Origin of the sequence: Edaphobacter aggregans DSM 19364, from assembly GCF_000745965.1 — a bacterium.
GTDB lineage: Bacteria > Acidobacteriota > Terriglobia > Terriglobales > Acidobacteriaceae > Edaphobacter > Edaphobacter aggregans.
Map to the genome: position 1 here is coordinate 1 of NZ_JQKI01000059.1, position 19,144 is coordinate 19,144.

The following is a 19,144-nucleotide window of genomic DNA, read 5'->3' on the forward strand; positions in this document are numbered from 1 at the left end:
GCCAACCATTCAATACCCATAGGGCGAGCATCGTGGAGCGGTTTAGCCCAATCCGTTTTTAGCGGACCGGCGCGCCATTCAGAATCCACCTGTTCCCAATGCTCCTCTGCGCCGCGCCGCTACGCTAAAAACGCTCTGCCTTATGGAAATCTTGCCATAATCGCAAAAACTCGCTCTTCGTCGGCAACGCACGTGGAGGAAGAACAGCCGCAATCTTGGCCAGCTTAACAAGCACCTGACCGCCGCCACGACGTTGACCCGCAACTCTACATCACCCAACTGCTCGTCAACCTGCCATCCATGCCCATCAGCCACCTTGCCACATGGCTTCCCGATCTGTGGAAGAAGCACCAGGCACCAACCTTTCCGCGCAGTAAAGCTCCAGGCCCGCCGCAGCACCTGTGCTTCAGCTAACGCTCACCCAAATTATCCGTGCAATTAAGGCTGGCGGTCAGGCGTACCTACTGAAGAATGCGTTACACAAGCAACTATTGGAGACGATCCGTGGGGTACACGCCGGGAAGAAGGCCCTTTCCCAGGAGGTCTCGTACGAAATCGCCACGCATGCGACCGATGACGCATTGACGGCGGCAGAAATCAACGTGCTGCGGCTGATCGCAGCCGGCAATGCAAACAAACAAATTGCGGACCAGCTCTTCATTACCGAGGAAACCGTCAAGAGCCGAGTCAAGTGCATTCTTTCGAAATTAGGCGCCAATGATCGAACCCACGCCGCTATCATCGGACTCAAAAGAGGCATCTTCGAGCTCTAGTTTCCCCGACGGGCTCCCGCCAGAACTCTAAAGAGTGACGGATGACGACTCTCTTTGGGGTTTCAATCCGCCTTCGCCAAACCAGAGACTAGGAGTTTAGAAAGGTGCGTTTTGCGGCGGCTATATTCTACATTCGCTGGTGGCCGGCCCGGAATAGGTTTGCTCCTCATGCGCCTCGTTCTCGGCACTGCACTGATCGTGCGTGCGAGTTCGGTGGTGTGGAGCGACCCTCCGATCACTACGACGGTTATGGCCGCATTTCTCAGTGGATTGGGACTTCTTTTGATCCCTGGTCTCTGGACGCCCATCGTAGGAGGGCTGATTGCTTTGCTCGAAGCCTGGGAGATGATCACGATACCTGGAGATAAGTGGGTCGCTCTTTTGCTGGTTACCATTGGCTGCGCTCTCGCCATGCTAGGGCCGGGCTTATGGTCAATCGATGCCCGCCTTTTCGGATGGAAGCGCGTGGAACCTTCCCCGCGCAAAATCAGCTCCAACTCCTGAAATCTTCCTTCTACCAACCACCGAACTTTCTGGCTTAAAGGAGGCTGCTACTTTCCCTCCCTAGAGTTTGCGATTTGCCCCGTAGTGGGGCTGTTTCCAAACGGAACTCGTTAGACAATTCGCTCATAAGAAAATTGGGCCCTGAATTCAAGCTCAATCAGAGACGGATTAAATGCGGGCTAAGGAGGAAGTCATGGCGCACGCGGCTATTGCTTTTACGGACCAGGGAGGCTTCACAGGAGAAAGCATAACGAACATCATCTGCCCCGCGGTGGACCACGGCTCAAACTTCGAACAGTTGAGATTCATGCAAGAAGACCTCAAGGCGGAGAAGGACAGGCTGCAACTGCTTCTAAATCTAGCCACCCAGGTTTCACCCGACATGGATCTTCAGCAGCTTCTTCGCACCGCGTCGGCAACAATCCGGTGTATGACCCAGTGCGATCTCATTGCGATTCATTTGCCTGATAAAGGAAACAGCTCGCTGCGACTCTTCACGTTTGACACTTGCAACGATGGTGATCAAGCCGTTCGTCAAGGTGACAACAGCGGCGAAACCGCCTGCGAAGCCTTCCGGACCAAGAGGCTGATGCTCACTCGTGAAGGAACGGGATACCTAATGCCACTCCTCAGGTGCAGCCGGATATTGGGAGTCTTGGAACTCAATTGGCGAAAAGAGCTTCCCCGAGAGATAGATTTCCTCAAACAAATCGCCGACCAGGTCGCAATGGCAATTGAAAATGCTTTTGCTTTTGCGGAAGTCAGACAGCTGAAGGAGCAGCTTTCGAGAGAAAAGCTGTATCTCGAAGACGAGATTCGAAGCGAGCACGGGTTTGAGGAAATCCTTGGTCGCAGTTCTGGAATCCGGGCTGCACTGCGAAACGTTGAACTCGTTGCCCCCACGGATTCGACGGTCCTGATCTGCGGCGAGACTGGTACGGGGAAGGAACTTATCGCACGTGCCATTCACGAGCGCAGCCCGCGCAGTTCGAAGCCATTCGTAAAGCTGAATTGTGCTGCGATACCAACAGGCCTGCTCGAGAGCGAACTTTTCGGCCACGAAAAGGGCGCGTATACCGGCGCGATTATGCAGCGGATCGGCCGGTTTGAATTAGCGAACCATGGCAGCGCGTTCTTGGACGAGATCGGGGAGATTTCGCTGGAGCTTCAGCCCAAGTTGCTGCGCGTACTGCAGGAACGCGAATTTGAACGCCTCGGAAGTGCGCGGACCATCAAGACCGACGCCCGGCTCATCGCGGCGACCAACCGGAATCTGGCGGCTTGCGTTCAAGAAGGTATATTTCGTGCCGACCTTTTCTATCGGCTCAATATCTTTCCTATCCACGTGCCCGCCCTCCGTGAACGTCGCGAAGACATTCCTTTGCTCGTGAGGCACTTTGCACAGCAGTGCGCCCGCCGGATGAATCGAACAATCGATGCGATTTCGTCAGAAACGATGGAAGCGCTGGTTCGGTACCCGTGGCCCGGAAATATCCGTGAGTTGCAGAATGTAATCGAGCGCTCTGTGATCCTTTCGCCGGGTCCGGTGCTCCGCGTGTCAATCGCCGCTCTGGCTTCTCATTGCATACCCGATCAGGAAGAAACAAGTGGCAGGACCCTCAAGGCAGCCGAACGCGAGCACATCATATCGATTTTGAAAGAAACAAAATGGGTTGTTGCTGGTCCGCAGGGAGCTGCTGCGCGGCTGGGAATGAAACGCTCAACGCTCCAGTTTCAAATGAAAAGACTCGGCATCGTTCGACCGTGGAAGCAGTGATATTCACCTGCCGTTGGCGGGCTCCAACTCGGCCTCGTGAGTGCTCTTTCTCAAGCGATTCTTTGCTAAAATCTCGGACCTTAGAGAATTGGTTTCTGCACTTTCCAGTCAGGAGCTATTTGTCTCTGCCATCTGGCGCGATTGGAAAGCTGCCGTTTGCGAGCGAGCCATGTGTGAGAACTGTCATCCGCTGCAGATCGGCTTACCCGCATTTCGCAAAGAGTTTGGTCGCCACGTCGAGTACCAACTGGCGGCGTAGCTCCGTGCGTTTCTCAGATCCGGCTGTGTTACGATCGAACATTCTTCGTGTGACCCTCAAGAACATAAAGTGGTCAGTGAATGCGCGATGTCAAATTCCGCTGCTATTTGGACAGGCGGGGTCCCTTTTCCATGGCCCGGGTATTAAATCGAGCGACTGCGCGTGCGACTTTCGCTGCTGGCATTCTGGTCGTTGGATCTTCTCCGAGCCAGCAATAAACCGCTTCAAAGGTGGCTCCAGCGATGCAGCGTGCCGCCACGATCGGGTTGTGCACGGAAAACAGGGTCGGAGCTGATTCAAAGATCTTTCGAAGTTCTTCTTCCTGACCGGACAAGATTGCACGACGCGTTGCGTCGAGACGCTTGCTCAAGCCTGAGGATTCGACGAGCAGCAAACGCGCTTGCTCGGGATTCTCCGCGAGAAACATGAACAACGCCTCTGCTCCTTGCGGGATCCGTTTCAGCGCATTGGGTTGAGTATGCTTTACGTCGTCGAACACTTTCGCAATGGCGACTCCAAGTTCCTCAAGAGCCCAATTAAAGAGATCTTCCTTATTGCGGAAGTACATGTAGAAGCTGCCGGTAGACACTTCGGCTTCGGCCACGATCATCGGCACAGTGGTGGCGTGATAGCCATGTTTCCCGAAAAGCCTGGTTGCGGTGTCGAGAATCAGACGGCGGCGAGCTTCTTTGCGTCCCTCAGTTGCCTCGGTCTTGCGGTACACCATATTCAGTTCAACCTCTTGATAATGCGAATGATATGTCATTTCTTAGTCTAGACAGAGACTGACTTCTCGTCCAGCCAGTTCTCTCAGTCCCACAGCGGCAAAACCGACGCTCTTAGTGAAGCGCATTGACAAAAGAATAGAACGATGTGTCCTTCTTTCATTAATGAACGATGCGTCATTCCTTGCATATATTCCCAGGGTCTTAGTAGCGCGAGCGATCGGCTCGCAATCGTCGCACACCGCGACAGCAAGGCACGCAGCAGCCAGAAGGAAAGGAGAATCACGATGAACAAAGCCGGGACAGTTGCCTGGGTCCGCCATCTTCGCGGCCATACTTTTGCCACACCAATCGTAGCGGCGCAATTCTCTGTACCGCCGCAGATAGGGCTCGAACCGCCACAAGGCGCGCTTCCCGCCAGAGACATCTCGGCCGAAGTCGAGAGGATGACCAAGCGTCACGGCCTATCTGAGGACAAAGCAAAGATCGTTCACGCAATCCTGGAAGAGCAGGCGCGGAAGGCGGACGACGTCGCGAAGGATAATTCACTCTCTCCCGAAGAAAAGGTCCACCGCATGTTGGCGATTAAGGATGAAGAAACAACGCGAGTGTCAGATGCACTGACACAAAGAAAGAAATATCTGGTAGATGTCCGCCCCGCGCCGCCGCCGGCGGGTTCGCCGGCCGAGGCGCCAACAGTGTCATCTCCAAACAAGCAGTGAATCGATGTTGCTGCCAATGTTATGCCGCTCCCGCTCGGCGAGTGACGGCCGCTGAAGTAAATGGGCCTCAAAATGCTTTTTATCTAAGTGGGACGGGATGTTTGAAGAATCCCTCCGGGCACATTGGATCCGCATATGTCTGTTTCTAAATGAGGACAGGTTGCGGAGAGGACTAATGAGAAAGATTGTGCCCATCGGGGAGCTGAATCAAGGCCAACATCCCGGTCCGGGAACCGAAATGTTGGCACAACAGAAAGGATATGTAATGAAACTCAGCAAGCTCCAGATAGCCTTACCAGCTTTCTTGTCCATGATCGCTTGCGCCTGCGCACAGGACGTCCACTATAACTATGACCGCGGCGCTAACTTTCAATCCTATAGGACTTACCAGTGGGTCGATCTTACAAGCAGTCCGAGCAGTCCCCCGAAGGTCGACGTCCCGGGCGGATTGCCAAATTTGCCGGTCGGCCCACCACCCAGGGCTGGCAGCACTGTCTCAGATGATCAGTTGCTTGACCAGGACATCAAGCGGGCGATCGATGCACAGCTCGCAGAGAAAGGTCTCACCAAGGTGGACAAGGGTGGGGACCTTCTGGTGGGATACCAGGCGCACGTCCGTGAGGAAAAGAACATAAACCTGTGGGGCTCGGGAACCAATGGCTTTTGGGGCGGAGGTCCATACTGGGGGGGCGGCTTCAGCTCGGTTCAAGGCCAGACTTCTACCGTTCCCATCGGGACGCTGGTGGTGGGCCTGTATGACCCTGCAAGAAAACAGTTGATCTGGCGCGGAGATGCCAGTAAGACCGTCGACCTCAAGAAAGATCCGAATAAAAACTACAACAACCTGCAAAAGGCGATGGTCAAGCTTTTCAAGAACTATCCGCCTCAGGCCGGTAAATAGCTGCGAGGGGCGAAAGAACAACTTCGCACTACGCGAACTGGACCCGTCCGCCGACACAGCCGGCGAGTCCCACTCAACGAGGAGGAGCAATGAGCGCACGCTTCTGGGACGTGTATCGAGATGTCCGATCTGTGATCCAAAGGCCGGACGACGCACTCTACATTCTTCACACATCCATTGGAGCGATTACGGTCCATAGGTTTGTTTATCGAGCAGAAGCAGGTGTCGTCTTCCTGCAGGGTACCGATGAGAACGGAAGGGAGCGCATCGCAGGCTTCTCCGAACAACAGCTCTCCTCATTTGCCTTTGAGATCCGGATGAAGTCAGCCGATAAGAACGGCCAGATCAGGTTCAATTCCAACTTAACCGAGAGCCTTTTCTAGACTCGGCAGCAAACGACTTTCGCTATGCCGTTTCCTATCTCGGCCAAATCAAGTAAAGGATGATATGTCATTTCTAAGTTTAATTTATGGGCGACTGAAGTATGGCTCGGTGCCTTGTGCCGGCAGAGCGGTGTCGGGGCCTATCCAGAGATGTTCAGTTGCCAAAGGACGAGTTATGAACCTTTCGCAGAAATTCGAGTTTCGTGGGCCGCTGAAGGCATTGCTGCTGGTCGCCAGCATTCCGCTCCCTCTGTGTTTTCTTGCAGGCTGCCGCCATGAGGCTATATTGGCAGCGGACCAGCCGGTTGCAGTGCGTCTGCGCGCGCCCAACCATTTGCAGGAGCCTGTCTCCGTTGCCGCCAGCGGCTCCGTGGAGGCCAATCTCACGGCACTGACAGGGTTTCAGGTGGGGGGCCGAGTCGCGCGTGTGTATGTCGAAGAAGGTCAGTTCGTGAAGAAGGGTCAGATCCTGGCTGAACTCGATGTTACGGATTACCGCAATGCCTACGACTCCGCGTCGGGGCAGGCCGCTGCCGCGCGAGCTGCGGCCCTGCAGGCGCAGAACGGCGTGCGGACACAGGAACTGGAGCAGGCGCGGGTCGACTTCGAGCGGGCACGCGATGAATACCAGCGACAGAAGTACCTCTACACCATCAGAGCCTGCCGGCGCTGGACTTTCACAAGGTCGAGGCCGTGTACCTCGACGCCGAGCAGCGTTACAAGATGGCGCAAGAGGGCACTCGCTTTGAAGAAAAAGACGCTTCAATTGCCAGGCAGCACGCGGCAGAAGCGGACTTCAGCCAGGCCAGAAAGCGTTTGAGCGATTGCCAGCTTCGCGCGCCGATCAGCGGTTTCATCGGCATGAAGAAAGTCGATGTGGGTGACACCGTCGAGGTCGGAAACCCGGTGTTTTCGGTTCTCGATCTCGATCCCGTGAAGGTGCGGGTCGGCGTTCCCGAAGCCCAGATCGCCAAGGTACGGGAAGGAGCTCGCGCCGTTGTGACCATCCCATCGCTGGATGGACGAAGCTTCGAAGGCAAGGTAGAAGCAGTTGGAGTCTCTGCGGATTCCACCTCGCGCACGTTCACGACGAAAATCGCGGTGCCGAATCCCGAGCATGTTCTTCGCTCCGGCATGATCACCGAGTCACGGGTCTACAGTTCGGCGACGATCAATGTTCTCACCGTGCCGGCAGCTGCCGTAGTTCGCGACTCGCGCGGGTTACTCTCGCTTACGTCTACGACAACACACGGCAGCGGGTATTCGGGCGCCGGATTGAGGTGGGAGATCTGGTCGAGGGAGAGGTCGAGATCAGGAGCGGTCTGCGGCCCTCCGATCAACTCGTAATTGCGGGCCAGGAGAATGTGCACGAGGGCTCTCCGGTCACGGTCATTGGAGGCGCGCAATGAACCCGGTTCGCCTCTCGCTTCGCTACCGCCAGGTCACCCTGATTCTGATCGGCATGTTGTTCCTTGCCGGCGTAGTGGCATTCCTGAACATGCCCCGCCGCGAAGATCCCCACATCACCATTCGCACTGGTCTTGTTATCGCCCAGTTCCCGGGCGCAACCGCTGAGCAGGTCGAAGACCAGGTTACGCGCAAGATCGAAGAGCGCCTGTTTCGCTTTGCCGAGGTACGCCGGGAGAAAACGTACTCCACGACCCGCAATGGACTGGTTGTCATCAACGTGGAACTAAACAAGTCGGTGAAAAACTCCGACGAGTTCTGGTCCAAGCTGCGTTTGGACATGGCACAACTGAAGCAGACTGAATTGCCGGACAGGGTTCGCGGCCCCATCGTGGACTCCGACTTCGGAGACACGGTGGCCGTGCTCATCGCGGTAAAGGGCAATTCCTACGGTTACCGCGATCTCACTGACTACGCGAAGCGCGTGGAAGCTGCGATCCGCACCATCCCTGCGGTCTCGAAGATCAAGCGCATCGGCGATCAGAAGGAGAGCATTGAGATCAGCACGTCGCGGGAGAAGCTGTCGCAGTACGGCGTCAACCCACAGAATGTATCGCAGGCCCTTCAAGGCAGAAACACGATCGAATACGCCGGCCGCGTGCCTTCCGGTGACGCCAAGGTGAAGATCGAGGCCAGCGCCTCGTTCCAGACCGAAGATCAGATCCGCCACATCATGGTTGATGTTTCGCAGTCCGGACAGCCGGTGTATCTGGGGGACATCACCAGCGTCGACCGTGTCTACAAAGACCCGACCGATTATGCGCGGATTGGCGGTGATCCGACAATCCTGCTCTCGGTCGAGATGCACGAGGGCAACAACATCGTCCAGTTTGGCAAGGACCTGCATGAAAAGCTTGCGCAAGTTAAGGCCCTGCTTCCTCCCGATGTTCAGCTTGAATTCGTCGCCGATCAGCCGCGTATTGTCTCGGAGCGGATCAGCGACTTCTTTCGCGAATTCGGGATCGCCATTATCTCCGTCGTGCTCGTGACGATGGTGCTGCTGCCCATGCGAGTCGCTCTTGTTGCAGCGGTCGCGATTCCCGTCACGATTTCCTTGACATTCGGCATGCTCAATGCCGCCGGCATCGAACTCCACCAGGTGTCGATTGCCGCATTAATTGTTGTTCTGGGCATGGTTGTCGATGACGCGATTGTCATAGCGGACAATTACGTTGAGCTGCTCGACCACGGGGTTCCGCCGGCGGATGCTTCCTGGAGATCGGCAACGGAGATGGCCGTTCCGGTGCTTACCGCGACCCTGACCATCATCTCGTCTTTCCTGCCTTTGCTGCTGCTCAGCGGAACGACCGGGGAATTTATCCGCGCGTTGCCCTTGACGGTTGCAATCTCGCTGAGCGTGTCGTTTGTAGTTGCAATGATGCTGACGCCGATAACAGCCGGATTCTTTATCCGCAAGGGCCTGCATGATCACAGTGCCGACTCGGCCAACAAGAAGCCGACGCTGCTTGACCACATGCAACGCGACTACAACCTGCTCATCACCTGGGCAATGCAGCATCGCACCAAGGTATTGATTGCGGCGGGGGTGATTCTAGTCATCGGCATCGGCATCTTCACCAGGGTTCCCCAGCAATTCTTCCCCCTGGCCGAGCGAGACCAGTTCATCATGGACGTCTGGCTTCCGGAAGGCTCGCGCATTGAGGCTGTGGACGCCGCGGTGCAGCGGATCGAAAACACACTGCGCCGGAACCCGGAAGTCCGCAGCTACACGAGTTTCTTCGGCCAGAGTTCCCCGCGGTTCTACTACAACGTTAACCCCGTTCCGACTGCGACCAACTATGCCCAGATTCTGGTCAATACCCACAGTATCAAGGGAACCACGAAGCTGGTAAAGGAACTGCGCGGCGAACTTCCCGCGATAGCGCCCGAAGCGAAAGTATTCGTGAAGGAGCTGCAGCAGGGCGACCAGATGGAAGCTCCCGTGGAAGTTCGCATCGTCGGAGACGATCTGATGACGCTCCGCTCATTCGGCGATCAGGTTCAGAATATCCTCTCTCACACTCCAGGAGCGGCCTACATTCACACGGATTGGCATGAAGACAACCTGCTGGCCGATGTGAATCTTCGCCAGGAGGTCGCGAACCGTCTCGGATTTACGAACTCCAGCATTGCCCAGCAACTGGCCGGTAACTTCGATGGCGAAACCGTGACCACGTTCTGGGAAGGCGATCGCGCTATCGATGTTGACCTGCGCCTCAACCCCGATCAACGGCAGACATTCCAGAACGTCTCCGATACTTATGTGCTCTCTTCCGTAACCGGTGCGCGAGTGCCGGTGAGCGCGGTCGCGTCGCTCCTGGCGGACTGGCATCCGGGCAGGATCGTGCGGCGCAACGGAGTTCGCACTCTCACTGTGCGCGCATTTCCGGCCGATGGCTATCTTTCCAGCCAGGTCCTTGCGGTTGCGCAAAAGCAGATCGCAAAGCTGCCGCTACCCGCCGGTTACCGAATTGAATACGGCGGCGAGTATGAGAATCAGAACGAAACCTTCGTGGAGATGAAGCATGCCTTGTTCATCAGCCTGATTGCGATCTTTCTCATCCTCCTCTTCCAATTCTGTACGCTCTCGGACACACTCATCGTGATCGCGGCCATACCGCTCGCCATTCCAGGCGCTGCCCTCGGCCTTTTCATTACTCAAAACCCTTTCGGCTTTACCGCTTTTATCGGGGTCATCAGCCTCGGCGGTCTGGTCGTGCGCAACTCCATCATCCTGGTCGATTACATCCATGAGCGGATGAAGAGTGGTGTACCCCTCGAGGAGGCAACGCTGGAAGCTGGTGAGCGGCGTCTCCGTCCCATTTTTCTGACCACTATGGCTGCGGCCGTAGGTGTTACGCCCATGATCATCTCCCGCTCGAGCCTGTGGTCGCCACTGGCCAGCGTGATCGCATTTGGATTGATTGTGTCCATGTTCTTTACCCTCATCGTAATTCCGGTGCTGTTCGTCGTGGTGAACAGGAAAGAGCAACTCACGACGGCCGCCAAAGAGCTAGTCAAGCCAGCCGCAGTGACGGGAGCCATGCTTGCTCTCCTCCTGTTTTCGATTCCCGCGCATGCACAGGAAATGACGATCACCCTGGACGAAGCTCGGGGGATGGCGATGGAGAGGAACTCGAGCGTGCGGATAGCAGAGCAGAAAGAGAAGGAGGCAGATGCCCGACTTACAAAGGCTCGGGCCGATTATTTTCCAACAATCACAAACCAGAGCTATGCGATCCACACCTCGCAGACCGAATTCATGACTATCCCTCAGGGATCGATGGGCACGTATGCCAGTACCGGCCCGATTCCCACCAACGACGTCAAAATCAAACTCGGCGAACAGAACTTCGGCGTAATGACAACCACCGCGGAGCAGCCCGTTACGCAAATGTTCTTCAAGATTCGCTCGGATGTGAAATCGGCAGAGGCCGAGGCTCGCATCGCCCACAGCGATCTGGACCGGTCGCGCAATGAAGTGTCGTTGAAAGTTAAGAAGGTCTACTACCAATTGCTCTCCGCTCAGCAGCGCAAGATCGCGGACGAACTGCGCATCGAGGCGAGCGAACAGCAATTGCAAGAGGCAAGAACATCAGTAGAAGGCGGCGTCGTGCTTCAGGTGAAAGTCCTGGAAAACGACGCGCAGATCGCAGAGGCCCGAAACGAGCTCGGGCAAATTGAAGATGACATCGCAGACATGCGAAACACATTCAATGATCTCGTTGGGCTTCCGCTGAGCACGAGGACGCAACTCGTCGAGCCGGTTGAGCAGACCGAGGCAACCGTAGTACTCATCGCTGCCCCGGCGGATCCCGAGAGGCAGGCGCTGGGGCACAATCCCGAGCTGCTTTCGGCGCGTGAGGGACTGGCGAAGGCGCACGCGGACCTGAATGCGGCGAAGTCGGAATACATTCCCAACATCTCCGTTTTTGGACAGTACGTTTATCAGAACGGAGCGCCGCTGCTGCCTCAAAGCTCAGGTGCGGCCGGGGTGCGCATGAACTGGACGATCTCGGAATTCGGCAAACGAATCGGAAAAGTCCGCGAGCGAAAGTCGGAGGTCGTGGAGGCTGAACAAAACCTTCAGGCTACCGAGAACAGAGTGCGCATGGACTTCGAGTCAGAGGTTCGCAAAATTCGTCGTTCCGAGACCAGCCTCGAGGCAGCGCGCAGGAACGTTGCAACCCGAACTGAGATTGTCCGCATCCGGGGCGACGAGGTCGAAGCGAAAACCGCGAATCTGAGCACACTGAAAGAGGCACAGGCACAACTCGCCGACGCCAAGGCACAGCTCTGTGACGCCGAGATGCAGCGGGCCGTCGCTCAGGCTGAACTGGCAAGAACCGCTGGACGGCTGTGACAAGGCAGACCGACGGTTTTCGGATGGTAGGCAATAACTTCAATGAGTTTGGAAAGGAGAGATTCTGATGAACACCAAAGGCATGATCGCGCACGAAGTCATTCAAGGAGCCCCAAGAACACCCGAGGAGTGGCGTGTTTCAGAACTACTCAAACAGTACGGATGCGGCCCGATCGGTTTTGTCGGCTCAGAAAACGCCTTTTACGAGCGGCACCTGGTCTTCGATCGCATTATCAACCCGCGGGTTGCAACAGCGAGAGAGCGTTTTGAGGCGTTTTCACATTCCATTCGAGACATCCTTGCCCAACGCTGGGTACTGACCAGGAGCACCTATAACAGTCTCAATCCCAAACGCGTCTATTACCTCTCCATGGAGTTTCTCATTGGCCGTTCGCTGACGAACAACATAGCAAACCTCTTGCTCAGCCCATTAGTTCAACACGCGGTAAAGGAAAAGGGGCTCGATTGGCTCGAGTTGATTGAAGAAGAGCCAGATGCCGGACTCGGCAACGGAGGGCTGGGGCGGCTCGCGGCGTGTTTCCTGGATTCTATGGCCACAATGGAATTGCCGGCTGTGGGCTACGGGTTGCGGTACGAGTATGGGATGTTCAAGCAATCCATTGTGAACGGGTGGCAAAAGGAGAATCCGGACAATTGGATCCGCAGCGGCGACCCCTGGGAGGTCGCGCGCCCCACCGAGATGGTGGAAGTGAAGTTAGGTTGCACGTTTAAGTTAGTCGCAGGCAGTTTTCAGGTTCTACGTGGTCAGCCATCAAACCTGATCGGCATTCCTTTTGATCGACCGGTCGTGGGGTACGGAGGAAAAACGATCAACACCCTCCGGCTGTGGGCCGCAGCGGCACCGGACTACTTCAATTTCGAGGAATTTGGGGCCGGTGGATTTGCAGGAGCGGTGGAAGAGACGCTTGAGGCGGAGTCCCTGACCCGCGTATTGTATCCCGACGACTCAACCATGGCTGGGCAAGGCCTGCGATTCTTCCAAGAATATTTCCTGGTGGCCTGTTCACTCGCTGACATTGTACGTCGATTCCGGCGGTTTAATAAGGACTGGGACGAGCTGCCGGAAAAGGCTGCGATCCAGCTTAACGATACGCATCCCTCGTTGGCTGTCCCCGAGCTGATGCGAATCTTGGTGGACGAGGCCCACCTGGGTTGGGACCAGGCGTGGGATTTGACTCGGAAGACGCTTGCATATACCAATCACACCTTGCTGCCTGAAGCGCTCGAGAAGTGGCCCGTCGAGTTGTTTGAAATACTCATCCCGCGCCATTTGCAAATCATTTATGAGATCAACCGTCGCCTGATGGATGAGGTGCGCCACCGCTTCCCCGGCGATGAAGGACGGGAAACGCGCGTGAGCCTTATTGAAGATGGCAGCCAGCTTAAGGTCCGCATGGCGCACCTGGCAATCGTTGGCTCGCACAGCACAAACGGCGTCGCCGCAGTGCACTCAAAGCTTCTGCGGACGACCACGGTCAGGGACCTGGCCGAGATGTACCCGCGGCGCTTCAACAACAAAACGAACGGCGTCACGCCCCGGCGTTGGTTGCTACTCTGCAATCCTGAGCTTTCCGGACTAATCACAAATGCCATTGGCGAGGGCTGGATCACGGACTTGAACCATCTAAGCAGGTTGAAAGTGCTAGCCGATGATGCCGGCTTTCGTGACGCATTTCTCGCGTCCAAACGCGAAGCCAAAGTGCGGTTTACCGATTGGCTAAGGTCCTCATCGGGAGTAAACGTCGATCCTGACACGATATTCGACTGCCAGATCAAGCGAATCCATGAATACAAGCGGCAACTGCTGAACGCGTTGAGGATTGTAGTGGTCTATAACCGCCTCCGAGAGAATCCCAACCTTGCAACAGTGCCGCGGACCTTTTTCTTTGCGGGTAAAGCTGCCCCCGCTTACCGGCTGGCCAAGCTGATCATCAAGTTCATCAATAACCTCGCCGGCACGATCGATAGCGATCCCGCTGTTCGCGACAAAATCAAGGTTGTCTTCCTGCCTGAGTACAACGTTTCTCTCGCAGAACGCTTGATCCCGGCGAGCGATGTCTCGAATCAAATCTCCACGGCCGGATATGAGGCGAGTGGGACAAGCAACATGAAGTTCATGATGAACGGGGTGCTCACAGTTGGAACTCGCGATGGCGCAAACATAGAGATGGCGGAGGAAGCCGGCGAAGAGAATCTATTTATGTTCGGCCTTACTGTCGAGCAAGTCGAGAACAGCCGGAGCTGGTACAACTCGCACTGGCATTACGATAATGAACCGGAGACGCGAGCTGCTCTGGATCTGATTTTTTCCGATTATTTCAGCCGAAATGAACCGGGAATCTTCACCCCAATACGCGATTGCCTTCTGACGAACGGCGATCACTATATGCATCTGGCGGACCTCACCTCCTACTGCCAGGCGCAAGAGGCGGTTAGCGCACTATACGCAACACCGGAGACATGGGCGGCCAAGGCAATCCGGAATATATCGAGCTCCGGAAAATTTTCCAGCGACCGCACCATCGCTGAATACGCAGGCGAAATATGGAACGTACAGTCATGTCCAGTGCCAGAGAATGGGTAAGGGAAAAACCGCTTCCGGCCGCCCCCACGACGGGCCGTAGCTTGCCAATTGGTGCCACGCTAGTCAGCGGCGGCGCTAACTTCTCAGTCTTCTCCCGGAGTGCGGAGCGGATCGAACTGCTGTTTTTCGACCGGGTCGAGGATGCTCGACCTTCGCGCGTCATCCCCATCGATCCATTCACCAACCGTACCTATCACTATTGGCACGTATTCGGACCCGGCGTGGAGTTTGGCCAGATCTACGGATTTCGAGCCCACGGGCCGTATGAGCCAGATCGGGGTCTAAGGTTCGATCCATCAAAGCTATTGCTCGACCCATACGGCCGGTCCGTTGCCGTCCGAAAAACTATAGCCGTGAAGCAGCGCGTCTCAAGGGCGACAACTCCGCAACGGCTATGAAGAGCGTGGTTACGGAGCCGCAGGCGTATGACTGGCAAGGTGACGTGCCTCTAAATCGACCGTGGTCACGCACGATCATCTACGAGATGCATGTGCGCGGCTTTACCGCACATCCCAGCTCAGGGGTGGCGGAATCGAAACGGGGAACGTACGCAGGGCTAGTCGAGAAGATCCCCTACCTTCAGCAATTGGGTATTACCGCGGTCGAGCTGCTTCCCGTGTTTCAGTTCGATGCACAGGATGCCCCTGCATGCCTCACGAACTACTGGGGCTATTCACCGGTATCATTTTTTGCCCCGCACCAGGCATACAGCTCCCGTCAGGAACCGCTTGGAGCGCTGGATGAATTTCGGGATATGGTGAAGGCGATGCACCGGGCCGGTATCGAAGTCATTCTCGATGTCGTGTTCAATCACACGGCGGAAGGCGGACACGATGGACCAACGCAGTGTTTCCGCGGACTGGATAATCCCACTTACTACGTTCTGTCTGAAGAGCACTCACAGTACGCGAACTTCACCGGCACAGGAAACACACTGAATGCGAATCATCCAGTCGTACGGTACATGATTGTGGACGGTCTCCGTTACTGGGTGAATGAGATGCATGTGGATGGGTTCCGCTTCGATCTTGCGTCCATCCTTTCGCGCGACTCGACGGGCGCCCTGATGTCGAGTCCTCCGGTGCTTTGGGACATCGAGTCCGACGCGGCACTGGCCGGTACGAAGATGATCGCGGAGGCCTGGGACGCGGCAGGACTTTATCAGGTCGGCAGTTTCCCGGGAGACAGTTGGAAGGAGTGGAACGACCGATCTCGCGATGATATACGCGACTTCTTCCGGGGCGCGAATGATTCGGTGGGGCGCGTAGCGGATCGTCTGCTTGGCAGCCCCAGCATTTATGGTTGGAGGGACCGCGAAGTCGAGGAGAGTATCAATTTCGTTACGTGCCACGATGGATTTACGCTGAACGACCTCGACTCCTACAACTACATGCACAACGAAGAAAACGGCGAAGGCAATCGCGACGGACGTGACGACTTCCTAAGCTGGAACTGCGGCTTTGAAGGTCCGACAGACGATCCCGAAATCGAGGCTCTCCGCAATCGGCAGGTGAAGAACCTTTTCACGGCAGTCATACTGGCTGCAGGTGTACCCATGTTCGTTATGGGCGACGAGGTGCGGCGTAGTCAAGGTGGCAATAATAATGTCTACTGCCAGGATAATGATACGAGCTGGTTCGACTGGAATCTACTGTCCAAACATGCCGATCTCCTCCGGTTTGTGAAGTTGCTGATTGAGCGCCGTATGATGCGCGACGTGGAACATGAACGCCACCGCGTGAGTTTGAGCCTGGTTCTCCGCGAACAAAAACTTGCCTGGCACGGCGTGAAACTCAATCAGCCGGATTGGTCTTCTTTCTCGCACAGCATCGCAATCGGCGGGGAACCGAAGAGCGAACGGGTATTGGCGCACATCATCTTCAATGCGTATCGGAAAGCTCTCGAGTTCGAACTTCCGATATTGAAGGAGGGTAGAGAAAAATGGCGGCGGTGGATTGATACTGCACTGGATCCTCCGCATGAGATTTCCGAATGGAATACGGAGGAACCAGTTCTGGGGACAACATATCGTGCTGGCGCAAGGTCGGTAGTGGTGCTCCTTGCTGGTGAGGGACGAACGGCGGGCATTTCAGATGGAGTTCAATCGACGCCCGCGGAACCTTCCTCGCGCCAGGAATGTGTTTCCGCCAGCTCATTCGGGCACTGTTGCATTAACTTTTCTTGCACAACCTGTAGCGGTCCGACCGTGATCAGTCACCCTATTACTTGTATGCTGATTGCCTAATTTCGAGTTAATGCAACAGTGCCGAGATGAGACGGGGGGTGACCGAAGCGTGGACGAAGTGGTGTGGTTTGGTTTCCGATCACTTTGCGACGCAGGTGTGCCCAGCAGCCCACACATGATCTCGTTGCCGGCTACCACGCCGTTGCATCCTCCGTAGGCACGTTTGTACTGGAAGATACGGTCTAGCTCGATGCCCCATGCGGCGATTGGGAGCGTGGCGAAGTTCGTCAGAACGTTTTTTCTACACGTTCCTCAATATCAGCGGCATTCTGGTTGGAGTGTTCTCATGGCTGTGGGAGGCTGGGTTATCAGCTGTCGACCGATCTCCGAGGGCCTGGGTGTGTTTTTAGCTGTACCGACGTGCGAAAGGACCGATTTAACCTGCCGCGTGACAGCAGGAGTAATTCGGTCAGCATTTGCCGGGCGAAGTGCGCACGACGAGAGCCGAGTGCCGCGCGATCGTAGGTTGTCCATCAACTTTCGGTAGACTGTGAGCACAATGATCTGGAGAAGATGGAATGCGTTGCTGTGCGTCGTGCTTCAGGCAGCATTCATCATTCCCTCTCGCGGGCAGGCGCACAGTATGGCTCCGCCGCCGCCGCCTGGAGCCAAAACACTCACCTGCAAAGGAAGGGTGATTCCGCAACTTGAGGATGTTACGAGCAAGTCGCGGATTCGATTCACACATCTCGCGGCCCCCGAGAAAAAATACATTGTAGAGTCCATGGGCGGCGGCGTACTTATTCTGGACTACGATCGGGATGGCTGGCCGGATATCTATTTTACGAATGCCCCAACCGTCCAGATGATGCTACAAGGTCAAAAAGCATCGGGCGCCCTCTTTCACAACAATGGCGATGGCACGTTTTCAGATGTAACGGCCAAGGCCGGCATTGCGAATCCCGGCTTTGCCATGGGTGGAGCTCTAGGTGATTACAACAACGATGGATGGCCGGACATCTACGTGACGGCACTGGGAGGAAATGTACTTTACCGGAACAATGGAGATGGCACCTTTACCAACGTGACATCTAAGGCGGGGGTTGCGGACGGCCGCTGGTCGACGGGAGCGGCTTTCGGCGACTACGATGGCGACGGCTACGCCGATTTGATGGTGACTAACTACGTGGATTTCAAGCTCGGCGACCTGCCCGGTTTCGGCAGCAGCCCTACCTGCAAGTACCGCGGCATCGATGTTCAATGCGGACCTCGCGGCCTGAAAGGAGCGGGAGATGCTCTCTTTCATAACAATGGCAACGGAACATTCACGGATGTCAGTAAGCGTGCGGGAGTTGACGACCCCGGCGGCTACTATGGTCTGGGCGTAGTATGGAGCGACTTCGACAACGATGGGCTGCCGGACATCTACGTCGCCAACGACTCCACTCCAAACTTCCTCTATCACAACGAAGGAAAGGGCAAGTTTGCAGAAATCGGTCTGGAATCGGGAACAGCAGTCAGCGCAGATGGTTCCGAACAAGGCTCTATGGGACTGGCAATCGGCGACTATAACCACACGGGTCGTTTTTCCATCTATGTCACCAACTTTGCCGACGAATACAACACGCTCTATCGAAACGACGGCAAGCTGAATTTTCAGGATGTCTCCTACGACGCCGGCGTCGCACTTGCCTCCTTGCCATGGCTCAAATGGGGAGATGCATTTTTCGACCTGGACAATGATGGATGGCTCGATTTAATTGCAGTCAACGGTCAGGTCTATCCGCAGGTGGACTCACTGCCGTCAGGGGCGAGGTATCGGCAGCCCAAGAACCTCTTCATGAACGAGAGAAATGGGACCTTCTGCGATGCGAGTGCGCAGGCCGGAGCCGCGCTGATCGAACCACGCGTCAGCCGCGGACTCGCAGTCGCGGATTTGGACAATGATGGCAATCTGGACCTTGTTGTTGAAGACCTGGACGGTTCACCCATGGTACTGCATAACAACGGCAGCGCCGATGCTCATTGGGTAAGCTTCGAGTTGGCGGGCACCAAAAGCAATCGATTGGCGCTGGGAGCGCGCATCACAGTGGTCGCCGGCGGCATGACGCAAACCGATGAAGTACGCAGCGGAGGCAGTTATCTTTCCCAAAGCGATTTGCGTGTGCACTTTGGACTTGCGAAGACAACAAAAATTGATTTAGTCGAGTTCCTCTGGCCATCAGGAAAGACAGAGAAGATAACAAACCTTGCAGTCGATCGCTTTTATTCCGTTCTGGAAGGATCCGGTCTGGTGGAGGCAAAGCGCATTCGGCCCCTCGCGCATAAATAACAGCTGGCTGCATCCATTCAGTGGTCAACGGGTGCGACGGTGGACTCGCGAACAATGAGTTCCGGTTGGAGCGTCAGGGCATTTGAATTCGGTCGAGCAGTACTTCTGCTCCCATCATTTCCAATTTGAGGAAGCGGTTCGGCTCGTC

14 protein-coding genes are annotated in these 19,144 nt (G+C 55.9%); 13 read left to right on the forward strand and 1 reads right to left on the reverse strand.

Going from position 1 to position 19,144, the window contains the following annotated elements:
- The first annotated feature begins 401 nt into the window (after positions 1–401).
- The 3 genes from Q363_RS19895 (at position 402) to Q363_RS19905 (ending at position 3,054) form a co-directional block, all read left to right on the forward strand.
- On the forward strand, positions 402–773 hold the full coding sequence (locus tag Q363_RS19895) for a LuxR C-terminal-related transcriptional regulator (protein WP_084080568.1): 372 nt from the start codon (positions 402–404) through the stop codon (positions 771–773).
- A 168-nt stretch (positions 774–941) separates the two neighbouring features.
- Positions 942–1,277 carry a hypothetical protein gene (locus tag Q363_RS19900; RefSeq protein WP_157467219.1) on the forward strand — a complete coding sequence of 112 codons (336 nt, stop codon included), beginning with the start codon at positions 942–944 and terminating at the stop codon, positions 1,275–1,277.
- 307 nt (positions 1,278–1,584) lie between these two features.
- Complete coding sequence (locus Q363_RS19905; RefSeq protein ID WP_064742685.1) at positions 1,585–3,054, forward strand: sigma 54-interacting transcriptional regulator; 1,470 nt, start codon at positions 1,585–1,587, stop codon at positions 3,052–3,054.
- A gap of 362 nt (positions 3,055–3,416) precedes the next feature.
- Here Q363_RS19905 and Q363_RS36405 read toward each other — a convergent pair whose 3' ends face one another.
- Positions 3,417–4,079, reverse strand: a complete 663-nt coding sequence (locus Q363_RS36405) for a TetR/AcrR family transcriptional regulator (protein ID WP_084080569.1) — start codon at positions 4,077–4,079, stop codon at positions 3,417–3,419.
- 246 nt (positions 4,080–4,325) lie between these two features.
- Here Q363_RS36405 and Q363_RS19915 point away from each other — a divergent pair, with 246 nt between their 5' ends.
- The 10 genes from Q363_RS19915 to Q363_RS19955 all read left to right on the forward strand — a co-directional run bounded on the left by Q363_RS19915 (position 4,326) and on the right by Q363_RS19955 (position 18,996).
- On the forward strand, positions 4,326–4,760 hold the full coding sequence (locus tag Q363_RS19915; protein ID WP_035353895.1) for a hypothetical protein: 435 nt from the start codon (positions 4,326–4,328) through the stop codon (positions 4,758–4,760).
- A 265-nt stretch (positions 4,761–5,025) separates the two neighbouring features.
- The gene (locus Q363_RS19920; protein ID WP_035353930.1) at positions 5,026–5,661 is read left to right on the forward strand and encodes a DUF4136 domain-containing protein; all 636 of its coding nucleotides are present in this window, start codon (positions 5,026–5,028) and stop codon (positions 5,659–5,661) included.
- An 89-nt stretch (positions 5,662–5,750) separates the two neighbouring features.
- The gene (locus tag Q363_RS19925) at positions 5,751–6,044 is read left to right on the forward strand and encodes a hypothetical protein (protein ID WP_035353897.1); all 294 of its coding nucleotides are present in this window, start codon (positions 5,751–5,753) and stop codon (positions 6,042–6,044) included.
- 175 nt (positions 6,045–6,219) lie between these two features.
- On the forward strand, positions 6,220–6,864 hold the full coding sequence (locus tag Q363_RS40800; RefSeq protein ID WP_035353900.1) for an efflux RND transporter periplasmic adaptor subunit: 645 nt from the start codon (positions 6,220–6,222) through the stop codon (positions 6,862–6,864).
- Positions 6,768–7,391, forward strand: a complete 624-nt coding sequence (locus Q363_RS19935) for an efflux RND transporter periplasmic adaptor subunit (RefSeq protein WP_157467224.1) — start codon at positions 6,768–6,770, stop codon at positions 7,389–7,391. The genes Q363_RS40800 and Q363_RS19935 overlap by 97 nt, the downstream gene beginning before the upstream one ends.
- 58 nt (positions 7,392–7,449) lie before the next feature.
- Entirely contained in the window at positions 7,450–11,874 is a 4,425-nt protein-coding gene (locus Q363_RS19940; protein WP_064742682.1) for an efflux RND transporter permease subunit, read from the forward strand.
- Positions 11,875–11,941: 67 nt separating this feature from the next.
- Positions 11,942–14,479, forward strand: a complete 2,538-nt coding sequence (locus tag Q363_RS19945; RefSeq protein WP_211256261.1) for a glycogen/starch/alpha-glucan phosphorylase — start codon at positions 11,942–11,944, stop codon at positions 14,477–14,479.
- 41 nt (positions 14,480–14,520) lie between these two features.
- On the forward strand, positions 14,521–14,877 hold the full coding sequence (locus Q363_RS44410) for a hypothetical protein (RefSeq protein WP_245632339.1): 357 nt from the start codon (positions 14,521–14,523) through the stop codon (positions 14,875–14,877).
- On the forward strand, positions 14,874–16,724 hold the full coding sequence (locus Q363_RS19950; RefSeq protein ID WP_064742684.1) for a glycogen debranching protein: 1,851 nt from the start codon (positions 14,874–14,876) through the stop codon (positions 16,722–16,724). The genes Q363_RS44410 and Q363_RS19950 overlap by 4 nt, the downstream gene beginning before the upstream one ends.
- Before the next feature lie 724 nt (positions 16,725–17,448).
- Positions 17,449–18,996: a CRTAC1 family protein gene (locus tag Q363_RS19955; protein ID WP_245632340.1), complete on the forward strand. Its 1,548-nt coding sequence runs from the start codon at positions 17,449–17,451 to the stop codon at positions 18,994–18,996.
- The last annotated feature ends 148 nt before the right edge of the window (positions 18,997–19,144 follow it).